This is a genomic window from Shewanella cyperi, assembly GCF_017354985.1.
Classification (GTDB): Bacteria; Pseudomonadota; Gammaproteobacteria; order Enterobacterales; family Shewanellaceae; genus Shewanella; species Shewanella cyperi.
Genome location: NZ_CP071501.1, coordinates 634,559 through 651,220 on the forward strand (window position 1 = coordinate 634,559; position 16,662 = coordinate 651,220).

Genomic DNA, 16,662 nt, shown 5'->3' on the forward strand with positions numbered 1-16,662 from the left:
GGCCCCCTAGAATCCGTAACTTATGCCGATGAAACCGGCAAAGTAATCATCCTGATCGATAAGGATGCTGTTGCGGATCTCGCTGCCGAGCCAGGTGTGTTTGGCGGTGGCAACCAGGGTCAGGCTGTCGGTCAGAGGGACATTGAACACGGCCTTAACATACCAATTGCTGCTGGCATCCATGCGGCCACCGCGGGGAACCCTGCCGGCAAACTCCTTGGGGCGAATGCCATAGTAATAGGTCACCAGTTCTTCGCTTTTGTAGACTCCACCGGCTTCTATGCCGGCAGCGCCCCAGGACCAGGCGAAGGCTTTTTTCAGGCTCAATTGCCACTCGTAACCATTGTGCACACCGGTGACGTCATACATCAGTGCCGTAGTCATATCGAAGGCCGGGGTATACCAGGTGGCACTGGGGCCGCCCATATAGGACAGCTTGCGTTTGATGGATTCGGGTTTGAATTTGGCCCCTGGGCGCACTGTATCTCTTACCGGTGTAAAGCCCAGCACATCGGCCACCAGGAGTTTGCCGATACCGTCGTATTCGTAAAAAATGCCGTCCTCATTGAGCTGGCCCTGAATATCCAGGCTCAGCCAGTCACTTTCGAACAGGCTGTAGCCCAGGGTGAAGTTTTCGGCATAGAAATCGTCACCATAGTAATACCAGCTGGGCAGCACCCAGGTGGTAATGTCCTCGGTCTTGGCTCTGGGGTTTTCAAGCACGCCATAGCCCACAGCCACCGAGATCTGCCAGTCTCCCGGGCTCACTGTTTGCAATTCATCGGCCTGAGTAGCAAAGGCCAACGACAGCATCAGCAGTAACAGTTTGCAGCATTTCATCGTGAGTTGGTTTGGTTATCCGTTTGCCGTCAATGGCGGGTAATTATTGTTCGTCTGTGAGCACAGACTAGCATTTGAGACGTTTGTCTCCATCAATTTTCTGACAAAGGCTACAAAATGCTACAGGCTTGTTTGGTGTTTCTTTGTTGTTAAGTATGTAAACCAAAACTACAAAATGCTACATCAAAGTGCTGACGTTTTCGCCGTTTCCGGTGCTTAGATTGGTCTCCCGTCCGCGTCTCAACCCCAGCGTGGCTCGGAGCAGACAATCTAACGATAGTGGAGAAAACGTCTTGAAACTGAACCTGATAACAAGTGCTGTGGTGGCGACCCTTTACGGGGCCAGCAGCATGTATGCAGCCGCAGCGCTGCAGCATCAACAAGTCAACAAGCTTGAACCTCTCAAGCTGAGTCCCGAACAAATTGCCAATCTGCAGGCACCTGCCCAGATGACAGAAGATGCCCTGCCACAGGGTGAAGGTGTCAACCTGCAGATCACCCCTCAATATCGTAAATTCGAGTACGAACAGGGGCTGACCGGTGAGCATGTTTACATAGTCCGCCTGAACCAAAAACCACTGGCACAGTCCAGTATTGGTCAGCAGGCCCGCAGCGCCAAGGGCGGCAAGGGCAAAATGTTTGTTTCCGGTAAGCCGGTAAACAGTGAGGTTGCCGCCTATCGTGCCCAGTTGTTGGACAAGCAACAGATGGTGCTGTCCGAGGTAGCCGCCAAGGTGGGCCAGGCACCTGTGCGTCAGCAGTTCACCAATGCCATTAACGGTTTTACCATGTCCCTGACCCAGGAGCAGGCCGAGGCCGTTTCCAAGCTCGCGGGTGTGGCAAGCGTACAGCGCTCCAAGATCTATGAGCTGCAAACCGATGCGGGTCCTGAGCTGATCCAGGCCGACAAGATTTGGACTGGTGAAGTGACCCAATCAGTGCCTTACAAGGGTGAAGGCATCATCATGGGTATAGTGGATACAGGTGTGAACACCGACAGCCGCTCATTCGCCGATGTGGGTGATGACGGTTACGATCACACCAATCCCTGGGGCTCAGGTAACTATGTGGGTGACTGTACCCTGGAAGGTTTTGAAAGCCTGTGTAACGACAAGCTGATCGGTGTCCGTTCATACCCTGTTATCACCGACAACTTCACCAATGGTCTGTTCGGTGCCATAGTGCCGCCCGTGGGTGAAGATTATCAGGGCCATGGTTCTCACACCGCCTCTACCGCCGCAGGTAACGTGTTGCTGGATATGGACTATATCAGTCCTGAGCCAGGTGTTGCTTCAGACGGTGTCGTCATCAAGGAAAACCTGTTCCCGCACATGAGCGGTGTGGCCCCCCATGCCAACATAGTGTCTTATCAGGTGTGCTTCCCATCCAACAATGTTCCCGGTTACCAGGGTTGCCCCGGTGAGGCCCTGATTGGTGGTATTGAAGATGCCATTACCGACGGTGTTGATGTTATCAACTTCTCCATCGGTGGTCAGGATTCCCATCCCTGGACCGACGATATCGAACTGGCGTTCCTGGCCGCCCGCGAGGCCGGCATTTCTGTCGCCGTAGCGGCAGGTAACTCTGGCCAACCTCCAGGATACAAGGAATACTTCGGCGCCATCGACCATGCGTCCCCTTGGTTGCTGAACGTGGCGGCCAGTACCCATGGCCGTGAAATCGAGATTGAAACTAAACTGACCGACCCCATGGGTGGCGCCGAAGCGCCCAAGTGGAGCGAGATAGTCGGCGGTGCGGTCAACAAGGAATCTGTTACCGGTATGGTGGTACAGGCCAAGAACTTTGGTGACGAGTACTGCGGTACCCCATTCCCGGCGGGCACCTTTGATCTGACCGACAGCGGTGGCAACCCGGTTGATGTGATCGTGGTCTGTAAGCGTAACAGCCTCAGCGATCCAAACGGTATTGCCCGCAGTGCCAAGGCCGACAACATCAAGGCCGGTGGCGCCGATGGCATGATCATGTACAACTATGCCAATGCCGATGCGATAGTGGCGACTGCGGCCTACTCTGTGCCCAGTGTCCATATCACCAAGCAGGAGTGGGATGGCCTTTCCGAAAATGCTTACTATGGTCTGGCCGATTGGCTGGCCAAGGGCACGGATCATATGCTGACCATCAGCGCCACCGCCATTGATCGGATGATTGACCCTTCCAAGGCAGACTGGCTGGCAGCCTTCTCCTCCCGCGGTCCAAGTCCATCGACTCCTGAGGCACTGATCCCTGCGGTTGCCGCTCCAGGTGTTAACATCTACGCCGCCTATGCCGACGAGCATCCGTTTACCGGTTCTGCTTCAGGTGACTACGCCTTCCTCAGCGGTACCTCCATGGCCTCGCCACACGCCGCCGGCTCCATGGCGCTGCTCAAGCAAGCCCATCCGGACTGGACCGCTACCGAAATCCAGTCAGCTTTGGCCATGACTGCAGAGAACAAGGTGCAATACCATCGCCTTAACGACGCAAACGGTGATGTGGGTCTGGCCTCTACCTATCGCGCCGGTACCGGTCGTATCAACGTTGCCAATGCCGTGCAGGCGGGCCTCATCATGGATGAGACCGCGGATAACTTCCGTGCCGCCGATCCGCTGAACGGCGGTGCCGTGCACAAGCTGAACATACCTCAGTTGGTGAACTTTAGCTGTAAGCCCAAGTGTCAGTGGATCCGCACAGTAAAAGCCACCAAAGACGGCAGCTGGACCGTGACAGCGGACGATGTGATGAACTGGGCCTATGATATGCGTTCGCAGATGAAGCAGAACGGTGTCAATATCAAGGTCAGCCCAAGCGAGTTCACCCTGGCTGCCGGTGAGACCCAAGCCATAGTGGTTGAAGCCTCCATTATGGACACCCAGGAATGGTTCTCCAATGCCGAGGTGGAGCTGCACTCCAATCTGATCTTCACCGAAGCCAGTGGTAAATCGCCCGAGGCTCACTGGCCCGTGGTGTTCAAGTACGACATGAACGACATGCCGGCCCGTCTTGAGGCAACTGCCCATCGCAACGAAGGTGATGCAGTGCTCAAGGGAATTAAGCTGCCGGAAGGCGACAGCATCCATGGCCGCATATTTGCCCCGGTTAAAGCCGATGTGCAGACCCTGGTATTGCCCAAGGACAATGATGGCTTCTTCCCATGGACTGCAGGTGGCGAAAATGCCGCGCCCATGGAAGATCGTCTGGATGAAGCCACGGCAACCGTGCTTATCAACGTGCCGGCCAATGCCCGTCGTCTGATCGTGGAGTCCCTGGGAACCACAGAATCTCCGCTGGATGGCACCCTGGATAAGGGTAACCTGTTGGTGTATGTGGGCAAGGACTACAACGGCAACGGCCAACCTGATCCGTTTGAAGAGCTGCTGTGCGTCTCCAACCACATTGCTTACAACAACTTCTGTAACATCAACGAGCCGGAAGAAGGTCAGTACTGGGCTGTGTTCTATAACTCCCGCAAGGGCAGTGCACAGAACAACTACCTTGATTTCCCTGAGGAAACCTTCCAGTATGCCGCTGCCGTTGTCACCGATGACCTGGCTGGCAATATGAGTGTTGACGTGCCTGCCAGCAACGGTAAGGAGCCGGTAGACATTCAGGTGAACTGGAATATGCCGGAAATGCAGGCAGGGGATCTGTACTACTCCCTGATTGACTTCGGCACCTCAGCGGTCAATGCCGGCAACATAGGCAAAACCGCGTTCAAGCTCAACCGTGGCAAAGATGATGTCAGCCTGGATGTGCCTGTAACCGGAGCCACAGAAGGTGACTGGGTACCCTATACCTTTACCGTACTGCCCAATGACTCGGGTGCTGACCGTGCCTTTACCATTACTGCTGATGTACCGGCCGATCTGAGCCTGAGCGCCGAGGATATCCTGGCTTCCTCCAGCGCCATTGTGACCGACATCAGTCTGGAAAATGGCAAGCTGACCATCAGTGGTGTTCAGCCTGACACCCGCGATCTGGAGCCATCCTACAAGATCAGCACCAACGTTGAAGATGCCATGTGCCGTACGCCGAACTTTGGCAACAGCAACCCTGGTGGTTATGTGAACCTGGAAGAGTTCCGTCTCTATCCTCAGTTCGGTGGTTTTGCGCCGGTGGAATACGATGCCAATGGCAATGCTGTCAGAAACAAGGACAACCAGCTTCTGTACCGCAACGGTATTGAGCTGCCAATGGATGTGGTTTTCCGTGGTGCTTACGATGCCTTCCACCTGTACAACAATACCGACAACCTGAACGCCGGGCGTGAGAACTACCTGGACATCCGTGCCCATGGCTTTGTGTCTCTGTGGGGTGGACAGCCGCTGTTCTACCCATGGCATGACATCTTCCCGTACCAGAACTTCCCCTATGAAAGCATAGGTATGCTGTGGCGTGGGTTTGGATTGGGTGCCGGTGCGACCCAGGCCATTATGGCTGCGCCGCTGGTGAATAGCATGAATGAGCGCTCGGGTATGACCATCGCCAGTACCAATACCGGTTGGGCGATTCTGGAATATGACAATGCCCGTTCCTACAAGCCTGCCGGCCGTGACGCCAAGCGCGTTTACCAATGGGAGGAGCAGGATGACAGGTTCGACTTTGAGCTGATCTTCAATGCCAACACCCGTTACGGTGACGGTGAATACGAGCTGATGATGGCCTACGACAATATCGACTTCGGTAGTCAGGATGCTCGTGGTTCCATCGGTGTGCAGGGCTTCCGTGGTGGTCTTTATGCCTACGGTCCACTGGAGTCCTATCGTGGTGAGCAATTTGCCTTCAACGATCTGGATGAGAAGCTGAAGAACGGTCTGGTGATCTGCTATGACTACCAGGGCCCTGAGTCATCTCAGTTTGAAGTGACTGCCTGGACCAAGGTGAAGCCGTCTGCCGCAGGCAAGACCCTGGCCTTCAACGCCGTCAGTCAGGTTGAAGGTATGGCCGATATCGAAATTAACCACGATATCACAGTGCCGGGCAACCTCAGCATCGGTGGTATTGCCGACCAGAGCGTGGCCGAAAACACCACTCTGGAAGGTATCGAAGTGCTCTATGCCGATGAGCAGAACAGCGTCAACCAGATCACTGTGACCGGTGAGCACATCACCGCCACAGTATCCGGTAACACTTCTGGCAGCACCTTCAGCATCACCCCGGAAAAAGATTTCCACGGTGAAGTGGAAGTGACTGTGACCGTCAGCGATGTGGAAAACCCAAGCGATGCCTCGTCTACCAGCTTCATGCTGACCGTGGTATCCGATGGTGTTGAGCCACAGCCACCGGTTGTCACCCCTGAGCCTGAGCCAGCTCCTGCCGACAGCTCCGGCGGTGGTAGCACAGGTCCTCTGGCCCTGGCCCTGCTGGCCCTGATGGGCGGTCTGCGTCGCCGTCGCTGAGCCTGCAACATCAACCCTGGCACCGACGGAGTTTGAATATTTGACACAAGGATGTGTCACCCTTTTTGCCCCTTGGGGCTAACAGGGCGAGCCAGGCATGTATTCCCAAGACCAGGGCTTTGTCCCTGGTCTTTTTTATTTCCCCGCCGTCACTCTGCTGTGTTAAAGATGTCATAATCTGCCACTCTTTCCCCTTTGGCAGTTCGGTGGAGACCTAAGCTATGTGGTTAATCTTTATTCGCTTTTTGATGCTGGGGCTGACCAGCTTCGGTGGTCCGTCCGCCCATATAGGTTATTTTCGCCGCACCTTTGTTACCGAGCTTGGCTGGCTCGATGAGCGCCAGTTCGGTTCGCTGGTGGCCCTGTGCCAATTCCTGCCGGGACCGGGTTCCAGTCAACTGGGCTTTGCCATAGGCTATGGCAGGGCGGGATTGGGCGGCGCCCTGCTGGCGTTTCTCGGTTTCACCCTGCCATCCTTTACGCTCATGTACCTGCTGGCGGTCACCAGTGCCAACGCCCTGGGATTGGACTGGTTCGAGGGTGTGATCCACGGGCTCAAGTTATTGGCCGTGGTGGTGGTGGCCGATGCCTGTCTTGGTATGTACAAGCAGTTCTGCCAACGGTCGCTGACCCGCGGCATCATGCTCGCCAGTGCCCTGACTTTGCTGCTGGCTGGCGCCCTGTGGAGCCAGATGTTGGTACTGCTGCTGGCGGCGCTGCTGGGCAGCCGCCTGTTGGTGGGCGAGGTGGGTGAACCGGCTCCCCCGACCAAACTGCGCAGCCATTACCTGGTGATCTTCGGTCTCTTGTTGCTGGGCGCCTTTTGGTGTTTGTTCAGCCCGGTGGACCCACTGGCGCAACTGGCCGCCGGTTTTTACCAGGCGGGCGCTCTGGTGTTTGGCGGGGGGCATGTGGTGTTGCCCTTGCTGCAACAGACTGTGGGCGCCGAACTCAGTGCCGACCGCTTCCTTACCGGCTATGCCGCCGCCCAGGCCATGCCGGGTCCCATGTTTACCCTGGCGGCGTTTCTGGGGGCCGACAGCTGGCAACAAAGCCCGTTAATGGGCGCCTTGCTGGCCACAGCTGCCATCTTCCTGCCGGGCTTTTTACTGCTGCTGGGATTACTGCCTGCCTGGCACAGCCTCAGCCGCAAACCCGCCATTGCCGGTGCCATTGCGGCGGTCAATGCGGCCGTGGTGGGCTTGCTGGTGGCCGCTCTGTATCAGCCGGTATTTGTGTCTGCGGTGGCCGGTCCCCGCGACATGGCCCTGATACTGCTGGGGTTTGCCTGCCTGCAGTGGTTTAGATTGCACATAGTGCTATTGGTGGCGGGCTTTGCCCTCGCTGGCCTTGGATTTGAGTTGTTGGCATAAAACCTCTTATGAAAATTCAACAGATACAAGCTTTTGTGTTGGCCGCCGAACTGGGTTCGGTTTCTGCCGCGGCGCGACGGCTGGGCAAGCGTCAGCCACAGCTCAGTCAGTGGATTGGGGATCTTGAGCTGGATCTCGGGGTCGAATTGTTTGTGCGCAGCCAGAACCAGATTGTCCTGAGCCCGGCGGGGGAACAATTGCTGCCCAGGGCAATCTTGGCACTGGGCCAGTGTGATCAGTTACAGGCGGAGGCTATGAGTCTGGTCCAGCACGGCACCGGGGTCATCACCCTGGGGGTTGAGAACTACATTCCCATGGACAGACTGAGTCCGGTCATCGACAGTTATCTCAGGCAACTTCCCCAGTTGGATCTGGTTATCCGCAGTGGCTCCCAGGAGGCGCTGACGACGGCATTCAGTGATGGGGATTGCAACCTTATTCTGTTGCATGAGAGCCTGGCGCTGCACCAACCCCAATGGGGTTATTGTCGCCTGGGCGAGTATCAGGAGCTGATGCTGGTCAATGCTTCGCACCCGCTGCAGGGGGAGCCTGTTCAGGACCCGTCACGGCTCGCGGCCTATCGCGAGCTGGTGTGGGCCAGGGGTATGCCACAGGGAGACGAACTCGAAGTGGGTTACTCAGGCCGCTATTGCCTCATACCGGATCTGCATACGCTGTTGTCTGTGCTCAAGAGCAGTGACGGCTTTGCGCTGCTGCCGGAGGATCTGGTGCGTGGTGAACTGGATGCCGGTGAGCTGCGTGAGTTGAGGCTGAGCACAGAACTGTCGCCACGCGCACGCCGCCTGGAACTGCGCTGGCATCACGGTTTTGATACCAGCGCCCTGGGGGCGCCACTGCTGGCGCTGCTCAGGCAACACCTGGGACAGCCCTAGCCATGGCTTAGTTATCCGTATCGAATACCACTTCTCCTTCCAGCAGCGTCATCAGTATTTTGGTGTTGGCTATCTGCTCCGGTGCCAGGTGGGTGATGTCTCGCTCCAGTACCACCAGATCTGCCGACTTGCCCAGGCTCAACGAACCCGTGATGGTCTCGATTCCCAGAGCGCGGGCGGCATTGATGGTATAGGCCGCTATGGCGGCGTGCACATCTCCAAGACCGGCCTGCTGTAGATAGACGGCATTGGCAATGCCGACCAGGGGATTGATGTCGTTGACATTCCAGTCGCTGCTGAGGGTGACATTGGCACCGCTCTCGAACACGGGATTGATGGGCAGCAGGGCATGTGCCCGGTTTTTGCCGATGAAAGGCTCGGCCCAGCTGTGGTCCTGTGCGGCAATATAGTCACTGCCCAGCTGAAAGTCCGCATCCACATCCAGTTGGGCAAAACGCTGGATATCTGCCTTGTCTATCATCTCAAGGTGCGTCATGCCGTAGGGACGACTGACGCCTCTGGCACGCAGTGTCGCTATGGCATTCAAGGTGTTGCGCACCCCCGCATCGCCTATGGCATGGATATGGGCACCGAACCCCAGCTTGTCGAGTTCGGTGAGCCACCAGGCCATCTTGTCGGCGGCAATGTATTCCAGACCATAGGGAAGTTCAGGGGTATAACTCCAATCATAGGGGGCCAGGGTGCTGGCAGTACCGTTGACTATGATGCCATCGCTGTACAGCTTGACCTGATTGATCAGCAGCCTTCTGTTGGTATCGTCGCTGTGTATTTTGGCGAAAAAGGCCAGCTGCTCGGCGGGATCCACATCCGGGTACACCCAGGGCCTCAGGCTGACCCTGGCACTCAGTTCACCTTTCTGTTCGGCCTCAAGCCAGGTATCCAGCCAGCCGCGTTTCCAGTACAGGCGGCCATCGCCTATGGTGGTGATCCCATGGGCGGCGGCCTCGGCTAGGCCATTCATCAGTCCGCGATAGTTGGCCTGCCTGAGGTTAGGCTGTGCCAGCCAGGCCAGTTCCATCAGGCGATCGCCGGCGTTATCCAGCAGTACGCCCAACAGCTCACCGCTTTGCATGTCCTTGAGGTATTTGCCGCCCTGGGGATCCTGGCTCTGGGCATTTATGCCGGCCTTGGCCAGAGCCCTGGAATTGACCCACATGGAATGGGACGTTTGCTCCATGATGATCACCGGGTTGTCGGGAAACAGCTCGTCGAGAAGTTGCAGCGGTGAAGTCTTGTCATCACTGAGCAATACCGCCAGCTCGTGGCCATAGCCCAGTAACCATTCGTCCGGCGCCAGTCCCGCCTTACAACTTCGCAGGCGCCGGATATAGGCATTGAGATCTTTGTCCTTATCCAGCAGGCAATCGCTGCCTATGTCAGAAGCTGCCTCGAACACATGGTTATGATTGTCGATAAAACCCGGCATCAGGAAGGCACCCTGCAGATCCAGTAGTTGGGTCCGGGGGCTGGCATATTCCATCACCCTGGCCTTGGAGCCAATCTCTACTATCTTGCCGTCTCTGATGGCCAGACTGTCGGCCGTGTCATGGCCATAGATGCTGGCGTTGGTGATTATGGTATCTGCCAGTTCGTCGCTGGCACAGGCCGATAGGGTAATCAATCCACCGAGCATTAGCCCCTGAAGCAGGCGGCCACTTTTGGTCTGTCTCATTTTTGCTATCTCTGCTGGAATAAGTAGGCCTATTTTATTAGAACAAAGAGGTGGTGAAAGTTAGCTGCTATCCTGCTTTTGGGATAGCGATTGGGGCGCAGACTGTCTATGGTGAATCTGCCAATAGCAGGTATTTCAACGGGCCATCAGCGGGTCATCTTTTTCACAAATACCACCACGAACAAAGCGATTGTGAAACTGCCGGTGAAGGCTTCGATGGCGGCCGTCAGGCGTGAGAAACCTATGGGGGTAAAGTCACCATAGCCCAGGGTGGTAAAGGTCACCACGGAGTAATAGATGCAGTTGAAGAACAAATAGAAGTTCATCATAAAGGTATTTTCGGCGCGGAAAATGTGGATATTGCCGCCGTAACTGAGGCCGGTGAAGAAGTAAAATACCGCGCAGATGAGGATCAGCACCATGGAAAAGCCGATAACCCGCATAGGTGACTCGCCGTAACCGCAGAACAGGTCGATAAGCTTGGACACCATGCGCTTTCCCGAATACTTGGGCATCTGGTGCCGGCGCATGGTCAGCTCCTTCTGGATGAAATGCCCGGCCATGGCAAACAGGCCCTCACGCTCGGCGGCCTTGCGCAAATCCCGGTAGATCTCTTCCGCCTGCTGAAAATAATCCAGGGCGATTTCCATCTCACCGACCCGCTCGGCTTCCAGCGCCATTTTTTCCTGCTTCAGCAGTTTGCCGGTATTGATATTGTCTATCTTGCTGCCATTCCATTTAATACCCAGCAGATTGCAGTTGGTCAGGTTGGCGCAGTGAACATTGGCTTCCCGCAGATCGGCCTTCATCAGGCTGGCATTTTCCAGATTGAGGTTGAACATGTGGGCGCCCTGGAGATTGGCGCGATACAGCTCGGCGTGGCTCATATCAAAGCCGGTCTTGCTGTGGTGTTTGACCAAATCTATGCCGGCCAGATTGGCACGTTTGAGACAAATGCCCCTGAGCATGCCACCCCCGCGGGCGTATGCTTCCAACTTGGCTTTGTCATCAATGCCATCCTTGATGATGCGGGGATCATGCCAGTAACACAGGCCACTGGGACCGGCGGGTTCCGAGCAGGAAAATCCTTCATCTTCGTGATAGCAGCATATTGGGCTGTTTTCGCTCATGGCAAAAGTATAGTTGCCTTTTATCGGCCACAATGTGCCCGAGTCAAAAATAGCCATTGATAATTAACAAGTTGAATTCATGTTGAATTTAATTCCCATCCAATGGGGATAATTTGGGGGGGCCCAGCCCACCACAGCCCTGATGTAACTGGCGCCGGGCCTGGCCTTGGGGTAGAATGGCGCGTTTAATTATTCCCGAATATTTTCGCCATTAAGTTGATATAGCCATGTTTGAAGTCAATCCGGTTAAATTCAAAATCAAGGAGCTGGCCGAGCGCACAGATCTCCTTAGGGGGTATCTTTGACTACGACGCCAAGAAAGAGCGTCTGGAAGAAGTGACCCGCGAGCTGGAAAGCTCTGATGTATGGAACGATCCCGAGCGTGCCCAGGCCCTGGGTAAAGAACGCTCCAGCCTGGAACTCGTCGTCAAGACCATAGACGACATGGACAGCGGCCTCGAAGATGTCGAGGGTCTGTTGGAACTGGCCGTTGAGGAAGAAGATCAGGAAACCTTCGACGATGCCCAGTCCGAACTGGCCGATCTCGAAAAGCGCCTGGAAGATCTGGAATTCCGCCGCATGTTCTCCGGCCAGCAAGATCCCTCCGACTGCTACCTGGACATACAGTCAGGTTCCGGCGGTACTGAAGCCCAGGATTGGGCCGAAATGGTGCTGCGCATGTACCTGCGCTGGGGTGAAACCCACGGCTTCAGCCCAGAACTGATTGAAGTGTCCGATGGCGATGTGGCCGGTATCAAGAGTGCCACCATCAAGTTCACCGGCGAATACGCCTTTGGCTGGACCCGCACCGAAACCGGCGTACACCGCCTGGTGCGCAAGTCGCCCTTTGACTCCAGCGGCCGTCGTCACACCTCGTTCTGCTCGGTATTCGTGTATCCGGAAATCGATGACTCCATCGAAATCGATATCAACCCGGCGGATCTGCGTATCGACGTATACCGCGCCTCGGGTGCCGGTGGTCAGCACGTTAACCGGACCGAATCCGCGGTGCGTATTACCCACTTGCCCACCAATACCGTGGTGCAGTGTCAGAACGACCGCTCCCAGCACAAGAACAAGGACTCGGCCATGAAACAGCTGAAGGCCAAGCTGTTCGAGCTGGAAATGCAAAAGCAAAACGCCGAGAAGCAGGCGCTGGAAGAAACCAAGTCCGACATCGGCTGGGGCAGCCAGATCCGCTCCTACGTGCTGGACGACTCCAGGATCAAGGATCTGCGCACCGGCGTGGAAACCCGCAACACCCAGGCGGTGCTTGACGGCGATCTGGACAGATTTATTGAAGCCAGCCTGAAATCCGGGCTGTAATTTACGAGAAGAGACGATGACTGAACAAATCCAAGATGAGAACAAGCTCATTGCCGAGCGTCGCGCCAAGTTGGAGCACATTCGCCCCAACTGCCCAGCCAGTGGTCACCCGAACACCTTCCGTCGTAAACACAAGGCCGCCGAACTGCAGGCTCAATTTGGTGACAAGACCAAGGAAGAGCTGGAGGCCCTGGGCTTCAAGACCGCCATCGCCGGCCGTGTGATGGCCAAGCGTGGTCCCTTCCTGGTTATTCAGGACGTGTCCGGTCGCATCCAGGCCTACGCCGAAAAGAGCGTCCAGGCCGATCTGAAAGAGCGTTATGCCGGTCTCGACATAGGTGACATTATCGGTGTCGAAGGCACGCTGCACCTGTCCGGCAAGGGCGATCTGTACGTCAACATGGAACAATACCAGCTGCTGACCAAGGCCCTGCGCCCGTTGCCGGAGAAGTTCCACGGTCTGACCGATCAGGAAACCCGTTACCGTCAACGCTACGTTGACCTTATCGTCAACGAAGACTCACGCAACGCCTTTATGATGCGCTCCAAGGTGATCGCCGCCATACGCAACTTCATGGTGAGCAAGGAATTCATGGAAGTGGAAACCCCCATGATGCACGTGATCCCGGGTGGCGCCTCGGCCCGTCCGTTCGTGACCCACCACAACGCCCTCGACATCCAGATGTTCCTGCGTATCGCCCCCGAGCTGTACCTCAAGCGTCTGGTGGTGGGTGGTTTCGAGCGCGTATTTGAGATCAACCGTAACTTCCGTAACGAAGGTCTGTCGCCACGCCATAACCCTGAATTCACCATGATGGAATTCTATATGGCCTACGCCGACTACAACGATCTGATCGATCTGACCGAGGAAATGCTCTCCAGCATCGCCAAGGAACTGCTGGGCGACACCAAGCTGCCCTACGGCGAGCACACCATAGACTTCGGTGGTCCTTACGCCCGTATGACCATGCTGGAAGCCATCAAGCACTACAACCCCAACAACGCCACCATCCAGGGCATGAGCTACGAGAACGTCAAAGATCTCGAATTCATGCGCGCCCTGGCCAAGGACGTGGGTGTAGAGTACGAGAAGTTCTGGAGCTGTGGTCAGCTGCTGGAAGAGATCTTCGGTGAAACCGCCGAGCCCAAGCTGATGCAGCCCACCTTCATCACCGGCTACCCCGCGGACATTTCACCGCTGGCGCGCCGTAACGATGAAAACGACTTCATCACCGACCGCTTCGAGTTCTTCATCGGCGGCCGTGAAGTGGCCAACGGCTTCAGTGAGCTCAACGACGCCGAAGATCAGGACCGTCGCTTTAAGGCCCAGGTGGAAGCCAAGGACGCAGGTGACGACGAAGCCATGTTCTACGACGCCGACTACATCACCGCCCTGGAACACGGCCTGCCACCAACAGCGGGTCAGGGGATTGGTATCGACCGTCTGGTGATGTTGTTTACCAACACCCACACCATTCGTGACGTGATCCTGTTCCCGGCCATGAGGCCACAGGGGTAAGGATTGTTTGGCGTTTCCGCCATTGAATAAAAAAACCAGCCGCAAGGCTGGTTTTTTGTTGCATGAAGTTTTAGAACAATTGAGATTGTCGCATAACTAGCATTCATAAATTCTGATTTATTCTATAGGTCATTTGATTCTGAATGATCCCTCTAACAAGCCTTCTAAACCTTCAACATCAGATTCAAAATGTTCACTAAAAATATAGTCAAGCGGCTCCTTGCCTAATCCAAATGCCCAAAGAAATAGCTCAACCCCGCTAACAGTTGGTTGATAGATGATACCAGCCTCGCTGAACTCTAAATTAGGTGCGTAGGCTTTGATGTGTTCTGGATCTCCGAAGCCCCATCTATTTCCAATTAGCCCATCATTTGCTAGCCCATGGAATATGTGATGAAAAATTTGCGGATTACTCCAGTCTATTTTCTCTAGATTAAATGTTCTTTTAAACGCGGATATAGGTGTATAAATATAAAGCTTTTCTCTTTCTTCATATTTCAATACAGATGCTTCAGATGCCTTAAAGGTCTTTGCTAAAGTTGAGTATAGCAAATAATGTGCATGTAGCTGATATACTGAAAGATTATCAACTTTTCTTGATATTCTAGCTCCTCGATCATCAATAGATGAATCTCCTCTTGAAGAAGCTAGAATCCCACCAAAATACTCTATTGCGAGGCCTTCGTTTGAATATGAACCATCATTTATAATTGACTTTAATACTTTAGGCGATACCGAACCTGGTCTATCTAACTGGCTCCCAAGCTTTTTCTCTGCTGATTTGAATATATTACCTATGTTTTCAATTCGTCGCTTTGTAAACTCTTTAAGCTCTCCTCCAATGTATTCTGCCGTTGGTCCAAGTATCTTAGAGATACCATCTTTTCCTAAGTAGGCAGCTATTGCACTTACTCCAACAGTAGTAATCGGTTCAGCCATAATTATTTTCCTCAAGTATATTGTTCTGTATCTAACCTATTGTTAGGTGTTTTAAGTTGAATCGCTTTTAAAAAGCGTCTTGTGAACAATAATAATAGTCCTGTTACCTTTCTGATTTTAAAAGCATAAAAGATATCTATCAAAGTTTTTTGAAGATTAGCTTTTATATTGGTCGCTATTTAATTCGGGCCAGTTTAACTGTTTCAATGTTAATCATTTATAGAGCAATGGATGTTGTTTAGGTTTTATCCAAATGCTAATATTAATTATCGAGATTTAAAATCATTGGAACATCGAGCTTATAAGAATTCAGTAGTTATATATTGAGTAACAAGCTAGAGACTAGCAAAGTAAATATTTACTTGGCAATACATTGAAAACCAATGCCAATACTTGCGTAGGTTTTTTTTAAATGATAATATTGATTATGGAAATGATTTTCTATCATTTTATCCTAAACTCCACTTCTAAGTCTCATCTATTATTTTAAATTCATAGATTACACCAGTAATTTGTGATGCATTACTTATTTTAAAACATGAGGATAATATTATGATGTAATAACTATTTTTTCAAAAGGCCTTTTATGCCCTCTGCCAATGGAGCAAAAATATAACAGTCTACAACAATATAAATTACACAGAGGAAAAAATTTGAAAAATAAAAACAAAAAACGTGATAAAAGCAAGAAAGTTGTCTGTGAAAGTATGAAATATGATAAAATTCAAATACATTTAATATCAGAAATCACATTCACAATTCCATCCTTCTATAAGGGGGGGAACATTTTCAGTACAGCTGCGGAGTACTATAATCTACTGCAACAGCATCTTCTTAAATACTTAGTTTTATTTTTTATCAGAATCCAAAAATTATACATTCTTGAGATTTTTATAAGCCATGATTACTATGACATACCTAAAGGAGATTATTTTATTGATATTTTTATGTTTTTCTGTAAGTCGATCTTGATGTTAATTAACTATTTCTAACAATAACTTTAAATTTTTGTATATAATAAAATACAGATAATAGTCCATCCACTATATCACTGGGTATTTCCAAATCTTATTTTGTCAGACAGAGTCCAATATATCAGTACTCTCAAGAAGGCATGGCTACCGCACGGGCTGAAGTGGTTTTCTGCGTCCCCGAGACTTTCTTTATTCCTTTGAATCAACATCTTGGCAGAGATTGTTGCCGTACTGCAAGCGATAATTTGATGTGATTCTTTGTCTTTGGTGTGAGGCTGCACGTCTGCCGGAGTGGAACACCTTTGAACAAGCACTGCCGCACCAGTGACCATCGGCGACATGGATGTCGCCGTTGAGCCTCCAGGGATGGCTGATTTTTAAATCAAGAGCCGGCGTGTTACTGGGGTGGCAGTGCGAAAGCGCACCGCAGGTGATTAATTGCATCCGATGCTGGATGTTAAGACAAAGCACAAGATAGCCGCTGTGCCAGCGGCACAAAGTCGTGGGTCTCCAACCCACACCCGGGCAAGGGGCTTTGCTCATCCAAAGCCCCTTGCATCCCAAAGGATGCCCCCAGCC

Annotated in this window: 9 protein-coding genes; 5 read left to right on the forward strand and 4 right to left on the reverse strand. The window is 53.2% G+C overall.

The genetic code is table 11. The annotated features are described in order from the left end of the window. Window positions 1-6: 6 nt before the first annotated feature. A complete protein-coding gene (locus tag JYB84_RS02665; RefSeq protein WP_207321915.1) occupies window positions 7-840 on the reverse strand; it encodes a MipA/OmpV family protein in 834 nt (277 codons plus the stop codon). Between the two features lie 293 nt (window positions 841-1,133). On the opposite strand from JYB84_RS02665, the gene JYB84_RS02670 reads away from it, so the two are divergent. The 3 genes from JYB84_RS02670 (at window position 1,134) to JYB84_RS02680 (ending at window position 8,502) form a co-directional block, all read left to right on the forward strand. Beyond that, window positions 1,134-6,236 carry a S8 family serine peptidase gene (locus tag JYB84_RS02670; protein ID WP_207321916.1) on the forward strand — a complete coding sequence of 1,701 codons (5,103 nt, stop codon included), beginning with the start codon at window positions 1,134-1,136 and terminating at the stop codon, window positions 6,234-6,236. 221 nt (window positions 6,237-6,457) lie between these two features. Continuing rightward, the gene (gene chrA / locus JYB84_RS02675) at window positions 6,458-7,609 is read left to right on the forward strand and encodes a chromate efflux transporter (protein ID WP_207321917.1); all 1,152 of its coding nucleotides are present in this window, start codon (window positions 6,458-6,460) and stop codon (window positions 7,607-7,609) included. An 8-nt stretch (window positions 7,610-7,617) separates the two neighbouring features. After that, window positions 7,618-8,502, forward strand: coding sequence for a LysR family transcriptional regulator (locus JYB84_RS02680; protein WP_207321918.1), 885 nt, complete (start codon window positions 7,618-7,620; stop codon window positions 8,500-8,502). A gap of 7 nt (window positions 8,503-8,509) precedes the next feature. Here JYB84_RS02680 and JYB84_RS02685 read toward each other — a convergent pair whose 3' ends face one another. Both JYB84_RS02685 and JYB84_RS02690 read right to left on the reverse strand, forming a co-directional pair. Beyond that, entirely contained in the window at window positions 8,510-10,195 is a 1,686-nt protein-coding gene (locus tag JYB84_RS02685; RefSeq protein WP_207321919.1) for an amidohydrolase, read from the reverse strand. A 146-nt stretch (window positions 10,196-10,341) separates the two neighbouring features. Further along, window positions 10,342-11,325 carry an ion channel gene (locus tag JYB84_RS02690; protein WP_207321920.1) on the reverse strand — a complete coding sequence of 328 codons (984 nt, stop codon included), beginning with the start codon at window positions 11,323-11,325 and terminating at the stop codon, window positions 10,342-10,344. A 227-nt stretch (window positions 11,326-11,552) separates the two neighbouring features. Between JYB84_RS02690 and prfB the strand changes: the two genes are divergently transcribed. Then, window positions 11,553-12,651 (forward strand): peptide chain release factor 2 gene (gene prfB, locus JYB84_RS02695; protein WP_207321921.1). Its coding sequence is split into 2 segments (ribosomal slippage): window positions 11,553-11,627 and window positions 11,629-12,651, totalling 1,098 coding nucleotides; the frame shifts between segments, so codons are not numbered across the junction. A gap of 16 nt (window positions 12,652-12,667) precedes the next feature. Further along, window positions 12,668-14,170, forward strand: a complete 1,503-nt coding sequence (gene lysS / locus JYB84_RS02700) for a lysine--tRNA ligase (RefSeq protein ID WP_207321922.1) — start codon at window positions 12,668-12,670, stop codon at window positions 14,168-14,170. Between the two features lie 129 nt (window positions 14,171-14,299). On the opposite strand, the gene JYB84_RS02705 is transcribed toward lysS, so the two are convergent. Further along, a complete protein-coding gene (locus tag JYB84_RS02705; protein WP_207321923.1) occupies window positions 14,300-15,109 on the reverse strand; it encodes a hypothetical protein in 810 nt (269 codons plus the stop codon). Window positions 15,110-16,662 lie beyond the last annotated feature (1,553 nt).

What these genes read in the sequence shown, in the direction of transcription:
- JYB84_RS02665 (WP_207321915.1), bottom strand. Translation starts at nt 840, where the DNA reads ATGAAATGCTGCAAACTGTTACTGCTGATGCTGTCGTTGGCCTTTGCT.
- chrA (WP_207321917.1), top strand. Translation starts at nt 6,458, where the DNA reads ATGTGGTTAATCTTTATTCGCTTTTTGATGCTGGGGCTGACCAGCTTC.
- JYB84_RS02680 (WP_207321918.1), top strand. Translation starts at nt 7,618, where the DNA reads ATGAAAATTCAACAGATACAAGCTTTTGTGTTGGCCGCCGAACTGGGT.
- JYB84_RS02685 (WP_207321919.1), bottom strand. Translation starts at nt 10,195, where the DNA reads ATGAGACAGACCAAAAGTGGCCGCCTGCTTCAGGGGCTAATGCTCGGT.
- JYB84_RS02690 (WP_207321920.1), bottom strand. Translation starts at nt 11,325, where the DNA reads ATGAGCGAAAACAGCCCAATATGCTGCTATCACGAAGATGAAGGATTT.
- lysS (WP_207321922.1), top strand. Translation starts at nt 12,668, where the DNA reads ATGACTGAACAAATCCAAGATGAGAACAAGCTCATTGCCGAGCGTCGC.
- JYB84_RS02705 (WP_207321923.1), bottom strand. Translation starts at nt 15,109, where the DNA reads ATGGCTGAACCGATTACTACTGTTGGAGTAAGTGCAATAGCTGCCTAC.